Raw genomic sequence first — 15,006 nt, forward strand, 5'->3', positions numbered from 1 at the left:
ACAACTCTTTCTCACCTGTACCGCCTAACTCCGCTATAATACGGGGGTTTTCTGACTGTGGGTGATTCATGACCGATATTCTGGAAAAAAGCCAGGCCCGCCAGCGCCTTCGCTCCCTCGGCGAAGCGTTGGATAGTGGTGCGCTGAAACAGGTTGCACGCATCCTGAATGGCGGCCTGAGCCCCAGTGATATTGCCCACCTGCTGGAATCGTCACCGCCCCGCCAGCGGGCCCTGCTGTGGAACCTGGTTGACAAGCAGCTTGAAGGGGAGGTTCTCCAGTACCTCAGCGATGACATCCGGGGCTACTTCCTCAGCCAGCTGAACGCCCAGGAACTGGCGGACATCCTGGAAGATTTCGAGTCGGATGACCTGGCCGACTTGCTGCAGCAGCTGCCGGATACCGTTATCCAGGAAGTCCTGGATACCATGGACGAGCAGGACCGACAGCGGGTAGAGGAAGTCCTGTCCTACCCGGAGGACACCGCCGGCGGCCTGATGAACACGGACACCATCACGGTGCGCCCGGACATCAGCATTGATGTGGTATTGCGTTACCTGCGCAGGCACCGCAACCTGCCGCCAATGACCGACAGCCTGATCGTGGTGAGCCGGCGGGATGAGTTCATTGGCATGCTGCCGATTACCAAGATGCTGGTTTCCAATCCGGCGGCGACCGTGCGGGAAGTGATGGACACCGATATTGAACCCATTCCGGTGCTGTTGTCGGACACCAAGGTCGCCACCCTGTTTGAGCGCTACGACCTGATTTCCGCGCCGGTGGTGAATGAGGATGGTCGGCTGCTGGGCCGTATCACCATCGATGACGTGGTGGACGTTATCCGTGAGGACGCAGACCATTCACTGATGAGCATGGCCGGTCTGGATGAGGATGAGGATACGTTCGCGCCGATCCTGAAAACCACCCGACGCCGGGCCATCTGGCTGGGCATCAACCTGATTACCGCGTTCATTGCGTCCGCCGTTATCGGCATTTTTGAGGACACCATCGCCAAGGTGGTTGCACTGGCGGTGTTGATGCCTATTGTCGCCAGCATGGGCGGCATTGCCGGCAGCCAGACCCTGACCCTGGTGATCCGCGGCATGGCCGTGGGCCAGATCAGCGGCGTGAATGTCCGCTGGCTGCTGAACCGGGAGTTTGTGGTGGGCATGCTCAACGGGGTGCTCTGGGCCGTGGTGGTTGCCACGGCCGCAACGCTCTGGTTCAAGGATGTGTTGATCGGGGGTATCATTGCCGCGGCGCTGATTATCAATCTGGTGGCGGCCGCCCTGGTTGGTACGGTCCTGCCGCTGTTTCTCAAATCCCGTAATATTGACCCGGCGCTGGCGGGCAGCGTGATTCTGACTACCGTGACGGATGTGGTGGGTTTCATGGCCTTTCTTGGGCTGGCTACCATATTCTATGCATAAATCCCTGTCGGATTAGCGAAGCGTAATCCGACGAACAGGCAACATTATGAGCGATCACCAAGACAACGACGCGCCGGAATACTCTGGCCCCAGCAAATCCCAGCTGAAGCGGGAAATGCACGCCCTTCAGGATCTCGGCAAACGCATGCTGGAGCTGAGCAATGACCAGCTCGACACGCTGACCATCAGCGACACCCTGAGGGCGGCGATCGAGGAATCCCGCCGCATTCGCCAGAATGAGGCCAAGCGCCGGCACCTGCAGTTCATCGGCAAGGTGATCCGCCAGGAAGACGATCCGGATGCCCTGAAGCGGGCGATTGATGCATTCGACGCCGGCAGCGAGGAACACACCCGCCGCCATCACCTGGCGGAACGCTGGCGTGACCGCATGATCAGCGAGGGCGACTCAGCCGTGGGGGAGTTTGTGAATTACTGCCCCAGCGCCGATATCCAGCACCTGCGCAACCTCGCGCGTAATGCCCGCAAGGATGCGGATAAGCAGAAGAATACCGGGCAGGCGAGAAAGCTGTTCCGGTACTTGCGGGAAGCGATTGACGACGTGGAGTAGTTTTTTATAAACGCCGGTGCTCCCAGACCGGCATGCGGGCGCGGACGTTGGCCAGGTGGTCGGCGTCCAGGGCTGCGGTCACCACTCCGGGCCCTTCTTCTGTAATCTCTGACACCACCTTGCCCCAGGGGTCGCAAATCAGGCTGTGGCCGTAGGTACGGCGGCGCTCGCTATTCTGACCGCCCTGCCCGGCAGCCACCACCCAAACCTGGTTCTCGATAGCCCTGGCGCGAATCAGCGCGTGCCAGTGGGCGTCCCCGGTCTGCCAGGTGAATGCACTGGGCAGGCAAACCCAGTCCGCCTCTTTTTCCCGCAGTGCGCGAAAGAGTTCGGGGAATCGCAGGTCATAGCAGATCGCCATCCCCAACCGGCCAACCGGCGTTTCAATCGTCACCACGGCATCGCCGGGTTCGAACGTATCGGATTCCCGGTATTGGCCGTGGGCGTCTTCCACCATGGCGTCGAACAGGTGAATCTTGTCATACCGGCCAACCTCTTTGCCCTGATCATCGTAAACCAGGGCGGTGGCGCGGACCCGACCGTCGATCGCTGATCCGTCCGGCCGAGTGCCCATGGGTAATGAGCCCCCCACAATCCAGATCCCCAACCGGCGCGCCTGGTCAGCAAGGAATTGGCGGATGACGGGCGCATCTGATGCCTCCTGCTGGCCACAGGTGACCATCTGGGAGGTAGCCAGCACCGCAAAGTTTTCCGGCAACACAGCCACACGGGCTCCTGCCCGCGCCGCTTCAGTCAGTAACCGGCCGGCTTCGCGCAGGTTGGCATCACTATCGTGGGTACTCACCATCTGGATGGCGGCGACGGTGGGTGCAGAAACGTTGGTCATGGTCAGGCTCCATTATCGTGCCGGGTTACCGGGGATCACTCGCCGGTGTCGAATACCCGCCGCAGGTCTACCTCCGGCTCATCCCAGCTTCCGGTTACACTATAGGACGCACTGGTCAGTTTGCTCAATGGGTCTCCAAGAATCTTGTCCAGTACGAACAGGGCCCCGCCGATGGGCGCCCCGGCTCCCATCAGCAGTGCAGCCAACGGCAGGTTCTGGGTCAGTGGCAAGACCACCACCAACCGCATGTCCAGGGTTTCTTCCTCCATGTCGGTTGTACCGGACAATTTGAAGGCGCCGGATGGCCCCACCACCTGTAACTCCGGATCCCAGCTAAGCAGCCCATCGGTAATCACGGCTTTGCCGGAAATGGCGTCGAAGGCAACGCCGGCCTCGTACAGGTCGGAGAAGTCCAGCTTCAGACGACGCCAGAGGGTATCGGCGTTCAGCAGGTTGAACACGCGGAACACCTGGGCGGTATTATTGCGCTCCAGAATAACACCGTCATCCAGCCGCAGGCTGACTGACCCGCTCAGGGCCTCGAACCCGAATTCATTGGGGCGGCCCGGCCAGTCAAGGTCCAGCTGGATAGCGGTTTCTTCGTTACGCAGCGGTATATCGGCATCAAACAGGTTGCCCAAATCTCCCAGGGTGCCGCCCTCGATATTGCCCGCAAAGCGAGTCATCTCCCTGTCGCCGGCAATACTCCAGGTCATGTCGCCGGCCAGTTTCAGCGAGTTGAGCTGGCCTTCAATCCCCTCAACCTTCAGGCGAAAGGGCTCCGGTCTCAGGCGGAAGGCCCAGCGGCCCAGCTCATCGTCGTTCAGTCTGAGGCGGGCAATGCTCACGTTGATATCCGGCCACTCCCCTATTTCCAGCGCCCGGAATGCTTCCAGCTGTTCATCAACCGTCAACAATTCCCTCTGGTCCGGCTCTGTTCCGCCATCACGGGTCAGATGAAGGCTCTGAACATCGGCGGTAATGGGCTCATCGCCATCCGGCAGCACCACTCGCCCAACTGCCCGGTCGGACCGGGTGTTGATGACCCATTGATCCCCCAAATCACTGGCCACGACCTCAATATCCGTCAGTAACTGGCGCCCCAACCACAGCCGCTCGATATCCAGGTCAAAACCGCTGGATTTCCGCAGAAGATCGAATGACAACCGGTTCTCCCAGGTCACGGCGATGCCAAGGCCACCTTCACGGGCCGGGTCAATGGTGACGCTCAGGGGGGCTCCCTCATCCACGGTCTTGGCCAGCGGTTCGGGCCAGTCAACGGACACGCCTTCCAGGTTGGAACGGATGGTCACCGTCGAGGCGGTTTCCGGCGACACATCCAGGGTGGCGGTGTAATCCGTTTCACCCTCCAGCCCCAGACCCACGTCGCTCTCAAGGCCCGCACGGGTAAACGCCTGCGGCAGGCTGATCCGTCCCCGCTGCTGGATGGTCATGGCGCCGCTGCTGTCATTGCGAGACAACGAGACAGTAACCGGATCGCCCAGGAACACCGCTTTCAGCGGCTCGCCAGAAAATCCGGAGGTATTACTGAACCCAAGCTCCCCTGACAACTGCTCCCAGACCAGATCCGCTTCCGGATAGGCGACCTGTCCGTTTTGCGTCGCCACCCTGGCTTCCAGGTCCGGCTCGCCATTACCATCCAGGGGCATCTGCAGCCCCAGATCCAGCTGATAGTCACCACCAACCGAAATGCTCCTCCCGGCAGCCCCCGCCATTTCGCCCAGCGGGCTGTTCTCCATCCAGTACGACACCGCCGCCCCTGGAACCGCCGCAGATGCGTCCACCGAGAGCCGCAGGCGATCGTCCACCGGTTCCACCCTCACCTGCCCCCGCTCGAGTTGCAGTTGTCCGGTGGTGCCCTGCTCCAGCTCTACCCGGGTCTGTCCGTTGTGAATGAACACTTCGCCCCGGCCGTTTTCCACGGCCGGCCAGCGCTCGTCGTAACGCACGCTGGCGTTATCGAAGCGATACCGCATGGATGACACGAAGGACCCCGGTGGCGCGTCCCGGTTGATCAGCCCGTGACCGTAATAGACGCCCTCGGTGATATCCGCATCGGTAATGGCTGTGGTCAGCCACTCATACAGCCCGGGATCAACAACATGCACCGGCACGAACTCCGCCAGCATGTCTGCCTTACCATTCTTGACGCCCACCTGCAGACTGAGGTTGTCTTCACCCTCACGATCCATGCGCAGGTCAAACGCCCCGGTCAGTTCGGTGTTCTCGCCATAATTCACGCGGATGTCGTCGGACCAGACCCGGGTAATAGGTCCCTCCATCTGCCACGCCACCCTCGCCCCGAGCGAGGTCATCATCCAGTTATCGCGGAACAACAGGGGGAAGCCCAACGTCGCGCTTTCGCTATCGGCCACCACATAGCCGCGACGGTGATCCATCACAATACGCCCATTCAGCCCCCGCACTTCCGGCACCCCGCGATAGGCTTCGACACTGACATCGTCCAGCATCCCGAAGAGTTCAAACCCTTCGCCGTCCTGACCGGGCACCTGCACCCGCAAATCGTCAAGCCGGCCCCCAGGGCGGTAGTTATCCAGCGCCTGACGTGCGACCGCGGGCAACAGACCAATGCTGGAGACTACCCTCCGCAACGGTCTGAGCGGCACTTCATCAGCGATGATATCCAGCCCTTCCTCGCGCCGGATCACCCGCAGATTGAAGGGAGACACCTGATCGCCGTCCCAAGTCCACTCCAGGTCATTGAGATGAAGCTCGCCATCACCGGCCAGGGTTTCAAGGTCGACCGGTTCATCCTCCGTCAGCGCGGTCTCGCTGCGACGCCAGCCGAACCTGGAACGAATGTCCTCCAGTGGCGCCAGGGATTCACGATCCACCCCGAGTTGCAGATAGGGCGTTTCCACCGTACCGGTCACCTGCTCCAGACGCCCTTCGCGGAAGGTCAGCCAGGCATGGCCGCCCAGATCAAAACCCTCCACGCGGATGTTCCGCCAGCTATATTCGTCAACCAGACCGTCGAACAGCCGTCCCGAGTTCACATCGACATATAACTGGCCGTTGAAATCGCCCCGGAAAAAGTGCTGGCCCAGCAGGCTGAAGCTGGCCAGCTGCTCGGTGGTTCCCGCCTGCATGGCCCGGCCCGACGCCTTGAACAGCCCACGATGGTATACCAGGTCCAACTGCGGAATATCGAGGTGGCGGATCTTGTCGTTATTGTCCCGTATTCCGAGACTGACCCGGGTAATCTTCACGCTGGGGTCCGACAGCCAGTCTCCGGCCCGGTCCAGCCACAGTTTAAGGTCGTTGGTGACCGGTTCCGGCAGATCCGCCCCTTCGACGGAAACCGCCCCACGGGGGGTCTGATTGAGGGTCAGCGCCAGACCATCGGCTTCGAACTCGCCAAACACAATGCGGAAGCGGAACAGGGAGGACAGGGTGTCGAGGCGGATACGAAGGTGTTGCAGGGACGCCGCGACCTCGCTGCCGTCCTCGCTTTTGACGACAAGGTCGCGAGCCTCAAGGGAAGGATCCAGCCAGGTCCAGCCGGATCTCAGGGATCCAATGGAGATCTCGTGCCCGAGCTCCTGTGACAGCCGCGCTTCAATATCGTCCCGGAAGCTGTCGATGTTCTGGGTCAGTTGCCGCCCGACTCCGGCAAACAGCGCCAGCAGGACCAACGCGACCAGCAGCGACCACCACACCAGGCTGGCCAGTCTGGAGGCCAGCCGGACCGGTGTGCTCTCCGGATCCTGGTCGTCGATCATGGATGACATCGCTTATCTATGATTACAGCAGGACTACGTCGTACTGTTCCTGGCTATAGAATGGCTCTACCTGGAACCGGATGGTTTTCTCTATGAAGGTTTCCAGGTCGGCAACGTTATCGGACTCCTCATCCAGCAGCCGGTCCACCACGCTCTGGGAAGCCATCACCAGGTAGCTTTCCGTATCGTAGGCCCGGTTCACCCGGAGAATTTCCCGGAATATCTCATAGCATACCGTTTCGCTGGTTTTCAGGAAGCCACGGCCATCACAGATGGGGCAAGGCTCACAGAGGATCTGCCCCAGGCTTTCGGTGGTCCGCTTGCGGGTCATTTCCACCAGGCCCAGTTCCGATACCCCGGTTATCTTGGTCTTGGCATGGTCACGCTCAAGCATCTTTTCCAGCATACGGTGGACCTGGCGCTGGTGCTCGGAATCTTCCATGTCAATGAAATCGATGATGATAATGCCGCCCAGGTTCCGCAAGCGCAGTTGCCGGCTGATCGCCCTGGCCGCCTCAAGGTTGGTCTTGAAGATGGTTTCTTCCAGGTTCCGGTGCCCGACAAACGCCCCGGTGTTGATGTCGATGGTGGTCATCGCTTCGGTCTGGTCGATGATCACGTACCCGCCGGACTTCAGCTGAACCTTGCGGCTAAGGGCTTTCTGGATTTCATCTTCCACGGAGTACAGGTCAAAGATGGGCCGCTCACCGGGGTAATATTCCACCTTGTCGGAAAACTCCGTGACGAACTCCTCAACGAATTCCATCACTCGCTGGTGGCTTTCCCGGCTGTCGATGCGGACCTTTTCGGTCTGGGGGCGGATCAGGTCGCGAATGGTGCGAATAAACAGGGGCAGGTCCTGATACACCACCGTCGGCGCCTGAACCCGGGCAATGCGTTCATGGATGGACTGGCTGAGCCGATGCAAATAGGCCATATCACCGATCAGGTCGTCCGGAGCGGCAGCCTCCGCCGCAGTGCGGATAATATAACCGCCCTCCGCGTCGGTCTGCTTCGCAGCGGATTCCTCTACCAGGGTTTTCAACCTCGTGCGTTCGTTATCATCCTCAATACGCTGGGAGATGCCAACGTGACTGGTCCCCGGCATAAACACCAGGTAACGGGAAGGAATCGACAGCTGGGTGGTCAGGCGGGCGCCCTTGGTACCAATCGGGTCCTTGGTCACCTGTACCACCAGGGACTGACCTTCCCGCAGAAGGGTGCGGATATCGGGCACTACCTTTGGAGCTTCGTTGGTCTCCTGTGCCGTTGACTGGCTGGCGACCACGTCGGAGGCGTGAATAAAGGCGGCACGCTCCAGCCCGATATCGACAAACGCCGCTTCCATACCCGGCAATACCCGAACGACCTTGCCCTTGTAGATATTACCAACAATACCCTTGCGGCTGGTCCGTTCAATATAGGCTTCCTGCAGCATGCCGTTTTCGACAAGAGCCACCCTTGTCTCGACCGGGGTAACGTTGATCAGAATTTCTTCACTCATTGTGGCTCTCCAGACTACGTTGCCAGACTTTCCAGACCGGGTAACCGGCTTGCGCCAGCAGTGTGGCAGTCTCCTGCAGCGGCAAACCCACCACCGCGCTGTAACTGCCCCGTATTTCCTTTACAAAAATACCACCAAGTCCCTGTATTCCATAACTTCCTGCTTTGTCCATCGGTTCCCCGCTTGCGACATAGGCGCCTATCTCCTCCCTGGACAGGTTCCGGAAGGTCACATCGGTGGTGACCAGACAGGTCGAGCAACGCCCCCGGGACGCCAGCGCCACGGCGGTCATTACCTGGTGGGTGTGGCCGGACAGCCGGCGCAGGGTTGCCTCGGCCTCAGCGGCATCGGCAGGCTTGCCAAGAATATGGCCGCCCAGCACCACCGAGGTATCGGAACCGAGAACCAGCCATTCCGGATCCACCGCGCCTGCCAGGGCTTTTTCCCGCGCCAGGCGCTCGACATAGGCCGAGGGGAGTTCCCCCGCTTCAGGCGTCTCGTCGATATCCACGGGCCGGGTGTGAAAAGACAGGCCAATCTGCGTCAGCAGTTCGGCGCGTCTGGGAGAGGCCGAAGCCAGAATGATGGACTGCATGGGAACATCCTATCCCAGTTTGCGGTTAAGGTTATCCAGCAGCACACACACAATGGGCCAGACAATGGCGCTAGTCAGGGCTGGCCAGAGGTAACTGAAACCGGCATCCTCGCCGCCCAGCATCTGCTTTATGAAGTGCACCAGCATCTGGTTGATGCCGAGCAACAGGAATACCATCAGGCACTGCTGGGGCATTGGGTACATACGCAACCGCTGGTGAATGGTCAGCACCAGGAAGGCAATCAGCCCCATCGCCAGGCCATTGACGCCCAGCGGCGTGGCTTCCAGTACATCCAGCAGCAGCCCCAGGCACCAGGCCAGCAGGATGCCAAACTGTGCCGGGGCACGAAACGTCCAGTAGAACACCATCAACCCCAGCCATTCGGGCCGGAATTCAAACCAGCCCACCGGGAACAGGGAAATACTCAGCACCAAAGCAAGGACCACACTGAGGGCGAAGACCGGATAACTGATCACGGATAACATCAGCGCACCTCTTCCCCGCCGGCTTCAACGCCGACGTTCACTGCGGCGCCGTCCTGGCCCGGCACGTTGCCGTCCTCGTCTCCCTCACCATCGGGCGGGAAGACCACCAGAACCAGACTGCTCTGGTTAAGGCGGGCTTTGGGGGTTGCATCAATATTCACGAATGGTTCACCCGGCTCCTTGGTAATGCTGGCCACCTCGGCTACCGGATAACCTTTGGGGAAACGCCCACCCAGGCCGGAACTGACCAGCAGGTCCCCCTCGCGGATATCGGCGGTGTCCGGCACATGCACCAGCTCCAGCGAATTAATATCGCCGTTGCCCAGCAGGATGGCTCGCAGGCCGTTACGCACCACTTCCACCGGTACTGCGTGGCTGCTGTCGGATACCAGCAGGACCCGTGAGGTGAAGCTGCTGGTCTGCTGCACCTGTCCCAGCAAGCCATTGGCGTCAAGGATGGCCTGACCGACGGTCACACCGTCCCGGCTGCCTTTGTTGATGATAACTTCGTGGGAAAACGGATCCGGCGACACGCCCACGATTTCGCCCACAATGACGCGGTCATCCAGCACTTCCGATGAGTTCATCAGGCGCCGCAGTTCGTTGTTCTCGGATGCCAGGGCCGCGTACTTCAGGGCGCGACGCTCAAGAATCAGCAGGCGGGCCCTGAGGTCTTCGTTCTCGGCCTGCAGGTCTTCGCGGGTTGTGAACAGGCCGGCAACCCAGTGTTCCAGTTCGGATGGCGCGTTGCCCAGCCAATGGATCGGGGCCAGGCCGGTACCGATCACGCTGCGAACCGAAGTCAGTTTGTCGAAACGGGCGTCCGCAATGATCAGTACCGCCGATATCACAATCACCAGCAACAATCTGAAACCGGGAACGGGGCCTTGCACAAAGATGGTTTTAATGGCTGATCCTCCCGCCATTAAATACCGGGCAGATACGACAACCGCCGCAGTGGTAGCCCACTTGCGGCGGTCGGGGACGAGAGGGTGTCAGGCGTGATGCCAGTACCACGGTATTACGCCTCCTGAGAGAACATTCCGATTCCACCCCGGTCAATCACTTCCAGCGCCTTGCCGCCACCGCGGGCGACACAGGTCAGCGGGTCTTCGGCAATGATCACCGGCAGGCCGGTTTCCTCGCTGATCAGTTTGTCGAGGCCACGCAGCAGGGCGCCGCCACCGGTCAGCACGATGCCGCGCTCGGCGATGTCGGAGGCCAGTTCGGGCGGAGACTGTTCCAGCGCGCTTTTCACGGTCTGGACAATCTGGGCCAGGGACTCCTGCAGGGCATCGAGAATTTCTTCGCTGTTCAGGGTGAAGGCCCTGGGTACGCCTTCAGCCAGGTTACGGCCACGAACATCGATCTCGCGGATGTCCAGACCTTCATAGGCACAGCCGATTTCGTGTTTGATGCGTTCGGCCGTGGAATCACCGATCAGGCTGCCGTAGTTGCGGCGTACGTAGGTGACGATGGCTTCGTCAAACTTGTCACCACCAACCCGGACGGATTCGGCATAGACAATGCCGTTCAGGGAGATGATGGCAATTTCGGTGGTACCGCCGCCGATGTCGACGATCATGGAACCGCTGGCTTCTTCTACCGGCAGACCGGCACCGATCGCTGCAGCCATGGGTTCTTCGATCAGGTAGACTTCACGGGCACCCGCACCGAGGGCGGATTCACGGATGGCTTTGCGCTCAACCTGGGTGGACTTGCTTGGCACGCAGACCAGTACCCGTGGGCTGGGGGTAATGAAGCTGTTTTCATGCACTTTGTGGATAAAGTGCTGCAGCATTTTCTCGGTCACTACAAAATCCGCGATCACGCCGTCTTTCATGGGGCGGATGGCGGTGATGTTCCCGGGGGTGCGGCCCAGCATCCGTTTTGCTTCGGAGCCGACTGCGGCGACCATTTTCTGGGAGTTACTGGTGCGAATGGCCACAACGGAGGGCTCATTCAGCACAATTCCGCGCTCACGCACGTAGATTAGGGTGTTCGCGGTGCCCAGGTCGATGGACAGGTCGCTGGAAAACATTCCTCGGAGTCTTTTAATCAACATTCGTGTAGTTTCAACCTGAGAGTTGCAGTCGCAGAAAAGATGCGGCAACTTTAGCAGCGAGCACCCCCGCAGGCAAGGCACGATCGGGCCCTGAGACTGTCCGTTAACACTTTGCCACATCTTTGCCACAAAAGTGGCCCCCTCCCGCCTTTGCCGGAATCTGTTACCATACCGCTTTTATTTTTGACTTGGGTGCAGGGGCGCCTGGGAGACGGCTTTCCAAAACACGCTGTGAATACGTCCCTGTACGCTTGGACTCCGCCATCCATGGCTCCGCACAGTTTTGGAAAGCCGTCTCCCAGGCACCTTCGTAGTCCGTGCAATTTTCGGCTGGCGTCAGCTCAGCCCATAAGTTACTGAAACTTCATATTTCTGGGAGGCAATGTGACCATTTCCCGCAAGGACATTGAGAAAGTCGCTGTGCTCGCCCGCATTCGTGTGGACGAAGAGCAGGTCTCGGCACTTGAGAAAGACCTGGGCAATATTCTGGACCTGGTCGATCAGCTGGGTGCGGCGGACACGGACAATGTGGAGCCCCTGGCCCACCCGCTGGATGCGGTCCAGCGCCTGCGTGCCGATGAGGTAACGGAGACCAATCAGCGGGAAGCTTTCCAGGCCATAGCGCCGGCGACCGAAGACGGTCTTTATCTTGTACCGCGCGTTATTGAGTGATCGGACGAACAGCGACGTAAACAGGAAGTATCATGCATAACAAGTCTGTAGCAGAGCTCTCCCGCGAGCTGGAACGTGGCGAGATTTCCAGTGTGGAGCTGACTCAGCAGTTTCTTGACCGCATCAAGCAGGAAGACGGTCGGTTCAACAGCTTTATTACGGTGACCGAAGAGCAGGCCCTGGCGGACGCGAAGGCGGCGGACGAGCAGCGTGCTGTCGGTAACGCCACAATCTGGACCGGGGTGCCCTTCGCCCATAAGGATATTTTCTGCACCAATGGGGTTCGTACCACCTGTGGCTCGAAGATGCTGGAGAATTTTGTGCCTCCTTATAACGCCACGGTGACAGAGAATTTCCGTAATGCCGGCGCGGTGTGTCTGGGTAAGACCAATATGGATGAGTTCGCCATGGGCTCTTCCACGGAATCGAGTTATTTTGGCGCCACTACTAACCCGTGGGGTCTGAGCCAGGGCGAGAAACGGGTTCCTGGCGGGTCGTCCGGCGGTTCTGCTGCCGCGGTGGCCGCACGACTGGTTCCGGCGGCGACGGCGACGGATACCGGCGGGTCTATCCGCCAGCCGGCGGCGTTGTGTGGGGTTACCGGTCTGAAGCCGACCTATGGGCGGGTTTCCCGTTACGGGATGATTGCGTTTGCTTCCAGCCTGGATCAGGGCGGCACTATGGCCCGCACGGCGGAAGACAACGCGCTGATGCTGAACGTGATGGCGGGGTTTGATCCGAAGGACTCCACGTCCATTGACCGGGAGGTGCCGGATTACACTGCGACGCTGAATGAGCCGCTGAAAGGCCTGAAGATCGGGCTGCCGAAGGAGTACTTCAGTGATCAGCTCAGCCCGGCGATGGAGGAGCAGGTTCGCAACGCGGTGAAGGAATACGAAAAGCTGGGGGCAACGGTTAAAGAGGTATCACTGCCGAACGCCAAACTGGCGATCGCCGCTTACTACGTGATTGCGCCGGCCGAGGCGTCCGCCAATCTGTCCCGTTTTGATGGAGCCCGTTACGGATACCGTTGCGACGACCCGAAAGACCTGATGGACATGTACACCCGTACCCGCGCTGAAGGTTTCGGTAACGAAGTCAAGCGCCGGATTCTGGTGGGTACCTATGCGCTGTCTGCCGGCTACTTTGATGCCTATTACCTGAAGGCACAGAAAGTCCGCCGCCTGATTCAGCAGGACTTTATCAATGCCTTCAAGGAAGTGGACGTGCTGATGAGCCCGACCACGCCTTCCCCGGCGTTCATCCAGGGTGAGAAGACCAACGATCCGGTCACCATGTACCTGGAGGACGTGTTCACCATCGCCATTAACCTGGCGGGCGTGCCGGCCATGTCGGTGCCGGCCGGCTTTGTCGATGGACTTCCGGTTGGTCTGCAAATCATCGGGGATTATTTCTCCGAAGCGCGGCTGCTGAACGCCGCCCATCAATTCCAGCAGGTGACCGACTGGCACCAGCGTGAGCCGCAATAAGCCCGGGACAGGAGAATGAGTATGCAGTGGGACATTGTGATCGGGCTGGAAATTCACGTTCAGCTCGCCACCCAGACCAAGATTTTTTCCGGCTCCAGCACCGCCTACGGCGCCGAGCCCAACACCCAGGCCAACGCGGTTGACCTGGCCATGCCCGGTACCCTGCCGGTGCCGAATGAGCAGGCATTCCGCTACGCGGTGATGTTTGGCCTGGCGGTGAATGCCGAGATCGAACGCCGCTCGGTGTTCGAACGGAAGAATTATTTCTACCCGGACCTGCCCAAGGGCTACCAGACTACCCAGCTGGAACGCCCGATTGTCGGTCCCGGCTATGTGGACCTTGATCTGACCAACGGTGAGTCCAAGCGCGTGCGCATTCACCACGCCCACCTGGAAGAAGACGCCGGCAAGTCGCTGCACGAAGACTTTCATGGCATGACCGGCATTGACCTGAACCGCGCCGGCACCCCGCTGATCGAGGTGGTCACCGAACCGGACATGACCAATGCCGAGGAAGCGGTGGCATTTGCCAAGAAGCTGCACGGCATTGTGACGTCACTGGGCATCTGTGATGGCGACATGTCCCAGGGTTCCATGCGGTTTGACGTAAACATTTCACTCAAACCGAAAGGCTCTGACACGCTGGGCACCCGCACGGAAACCAAGAACCTGAACTCCTTCCGCTTTATGGAACAGGCCATCGCCCACGAAGTCGAGCGGCAGATGGATATCCTGGAAGACGGCGGCACGATCGTGCAGGAAACCCGCCTGTATAATGGTGACCGGGACGAGTCCCGCTCCATGCGGACCAAGGAAGAAGCCAACGATTACCGCTACTTCCCCTGCCCCGACCTGCTGCCGGTGGAAATCGATGATTCATTCATCGAGGAAGCCCGCAGCAGCCTCCCGGAGCTGCCGGATGCCCGTAAAGCACGTTTTATGGATCAGTACGGCCTCAACGACTACGACGCAGGTCTGCTGGCCGGGGATTCAAGACTGGCCGCTTTCTTCGAGGAAGCCGTCAGCCATGGTAAAGACGCCAAGCTGACGTCTAACTGGATCCAGGGCGAATTCTCCGCGCGGCTGAATGCTGAAGAGAAATCGGTAGCCGACTCCCCCATTACCGGCGCCCAGTTGGGTGATCTGGTGGTGCGGATTGCCGACAACACAATTTCCTCCGCTGGCGCGAAGAAGGTCTTCGAGGCGCTTTGGAGCGGCGAGAACGACAATGTCGACGCCATCATCGATGCCAAGGGCCTGAAGCAGGTCTCTGACACCGGCGCCCTGGAGTCGATGGTCGATGAGGTTCTGGCCGGCATGCCGGATCAGGTGGCCCAGTACCAGAATGAGGAAGATCCCAAGAAGCGCAAGAAAATGCTTGGCGGCTTCATGGGGCCGCTGATGAAGGCCTCCAAGGGGCAAGGGAATCCGAAGCTGTTTAACGAGATTCTTGTTAGGAAGCTTGGGGGCTAATGGGTTAATCCTGGGTCGTGCCTGTTTGGTGCGGCCCTAGCCTTGATGTTTCGGGGGGAGGCCTTGGTGGGAGGCTTCTCCGAAAAACCGCTACAAGCACGTCCGTGTGCGC

The 15,006-nt window shown here is 59.9% G+C and carries 12 protein-coding genes; 5 read left to right on the forward strand and 7 right to left on the reverse strand.

Features of this window, described 5'->3' with window-relative positions; genetic code table 11:
- The first annotated feature begins 68 nt into the window (after window positions 1–68).
- Both mgtE and yjgA read left to right on the forward strand, forming a co-directional pair.
- The gene (gene mgtE / locus ACJO5Y_RS15425) at window positions 69–1,430 is read left to right on the forward strand and encodes a magnesium transporter (RefSeq protein WP_406988428.1); all 1,362 of its coding nucleotides are present in this window, start codon (window positions 69–71) and stop codon (window positions 1,428–1,430) included.
- 46 nt (window positions 1,431–1,476) lie between these two features.
- Window positions 1,477–1,998 (forward strand): ribosome biogenesis factor YjgA, encoded by a 522-nt coding sequence (gene yjgA / locus ACJO5Y_RS15430; protein ID WP_406988429.1) that lies wholly within the window; start codon window positions 1,477–1,479, stop codon window positions 1,996–1,998.
- A 4-nt stretch (window positions 1,999–2,002) separates the two neighbouring features.
- On the opposite strand, the gene ACJO5Y_RS15435 is transcribed toward yjgA, so the two are convergent.
- From ACJO5Y_RS15435 to ACJO5Y_RS15465, 7 genes are all read right to left on the reverse strand, one after another.
- Window positions 2,003–2,845, reverse strand: coding sequence for a carbon-nitrogen hydrolase family protein (locus ACJO5Y_RS15435; RefSeq protein WP_406988430.1), 843 nt, complete (start codon window positions 2,843–2,845; stop codon window positions 2,003–2,005).
- Window positions 2,846–2,880: 35 nt separating this feature from the next.
- On the reverse strand, window positions 2,881–6,618 hold the full coding sequence (locus tag ACJO5Y_RS15440; RefSeq protein WP_406988432.1) for a YhdP family phospholipid transporter: 3,738 nt from the start codon (window positions 6,616–6,618) through the stop codon (window positions 2,881–2,883).
- A 13-nt stretch (window positions 6,619–6,631) separates the two neighbouring features.
- Entirely contained in the window at window positions 6,632–8,113 is a 1,482-nt protein-coding gene (gene rng / locus ACJO5Y_RS15445; protein WP_406988434.1) for a ribonuclease G, read from the reverse strand.
- Complete coding sequence (locus tag ACJO5Y_RS15450) at window positions 8,106–8,708, reverse strand: Maf family protein (RefSeq protein WP_406988435.1); 603 nt, start codon at window positions 8,706–8,708, stop codon at window positions 8,106–8,108. The genes rng and ACJO5Y_RS15450 overlap by 8 nt, the downstream gene beginning before the upstream one ends.
- Window positions 8,709–8,717: 9 nt before the next feature.
- Entirely contained in the window at window positions 8,718–9,194 is a 477-nt protein-coding gene (mreD, locus tag ACJO5Y_RS15455) for a rod shape-determining protein MreD (RefSeq protein ID WP_406988437.1), read from the reverse strand.
- The gene (gene mreC, locus ACJO5Y_RS15460) at window positions 9,194–10,060 is read right to left on the reverse strand and encodes a rod shape-determining protein MreC (RefSeq protein ID WP_406988452.1); all 867 of its coding nucleotides are present in this window, start codon (window positions 10,058–10,060) and stop codon (window positions 9,194–9,196) included. The genes mreD and mreC overlap by 1 nt, the downstream gene beginning before the upstream one ends.
- A 155-nt stretch (window positions 10,061–10,215) precedes the next feature.
- Entirely contained in the window at window positions 10,216–11,256 is a 1,041-nt protein-coding gene (locus ACJO5Y_RS15465) for a rod shape-determining protein (RefSeq protein ID WP_406988454.1), read from the reverse strand.
- A 387-nt stretch (window positions 11,257–11,643) separates the two neighbouring features.
- On the opposite strand from ACJO5Y_RS15465, the gene gatC reads away from it, so the two are divergent.
- The 3 genes from gatC to gatB are packed head-to-tail and all read left to right on the forward strand — an operon-like array spanning window position 11,644 to window position 14,894.
- Window positions 11,644–11,931: an Asp-tRNA(Asn)/Glu-tRNA(Gln) amidotransferase subunit GatC gene (gatC, locus tag ACJO5Y_RS15470; protein WP_406988438.1), complete on the forward strand. Its 288-nt coding sequence runs from the start codon at window positions 11,644–11,646 to the stop codon at window positions 11,929–11,931.
- A 32-nt stretch (window positions 11,932–11,963) separates the two neighbouring features.
- Window positions 11,964–13,421 (forward strand): Asp-tRNA(Asn)/Glu-tRNA(Gln) amidotransferase subunit GatA, encoded by a 1,458-nt coding sequence (gatA, locus tag ACJO5Y_RS15475; protein ID WP_406988440.1) that lies wholly within the window; start codon window positions 11,964–11,966, stop codon window positions 13,419–13,421.
- A 21-nt stretch (window positions 13,422–13,442) separates the two neighbouring features.
- On the forward strand, window positions 13,443–14,894 hold the full coding sequence (gene gatB, locus ACJO5Y_RS15480) for an Asp-tRNA(Asn)/Glu-tRNA(Gln) amidotransferase subunit GatB (RefSeq protein WP_406988441.1): 1,452 nt from the start codon (window positions 13,443–13,445) through the stop codon (window positions 14,892–14,894).
- Window positions 14,895–15,006 lie beyond the last annotated feature (112 nt).

This window comes from Marinobacter alkalisoli (assembly GCF_045449855.1).
GTDB lineage: Bacteria > Pseudomonadota > Gammaproteobacteria > Pseudomonadales > Oleiphilaceae > Marinobacter.

Bases quoted from the DNA above. Each gene is read 5' to 3' on its own strand.
- mreD (WP_406988437.1), bottom strand. From the start codon at position 9,194: ATGTTATCCGTGATCAGTTATCCGGTCTTCGCCCTCAGTGTGGTCCTT.
- mgtE (WP_406988428.1), top strand. From the start codon at position 69: ATGACCGATATTCTGGAAAAAAGCCAGGCCCGCCAGCGCCTTCGCTCC.
- ACJO5Y_RS15450 (WP_406988435.1), bottom strand. From the start codon at position 8,708: ATGCAGTCCATCATTCTGGCTTCGGCCTCTCCCAGACGCGCCGAACTG.
- ACJO5Y_RS15440 (WP_406988432.1), bottom strand. From the start codon at position 6,618: ATGTCATCCATGATCGACGACCAGGATCCGGAGAGCACACCGGTCCGG.
- gatB (WP_406988441.1), top strand. From the start codon at position 13,443: ATGCAGTGGGACATTGTGATCGGGCTGGAAATTCACGTTCAGCTCGCC.
- gatA (WP_406988440.1), top strand. From the start codon at position 11,964: ATGCATAACAAGTCTGTAGCAGAGCTCTCCCGCGAGCTGGAACGTGGC.
- ACJO5Y_RS15435 (WP_406988430.1), bottom strand. From the start codon at position 2,845: ATGACCAACGTTTCTGCACCCACCGTCGCCGCCATCCAGATGGTGAGT.
- rng (WP_406988434.1), bottom strand. From the start codon at position 8,113: ATGAGTGAAGAAATTCTGATCAACGTTACCCCGGTCGAGACAAGGGTG.
- yjgA (WP_406988429.1), top strand. From the start codon at position 1,477: ATGAGCGATCACCAAGACAACGACGCGCCGGAATACTCTGGCCCCAGC.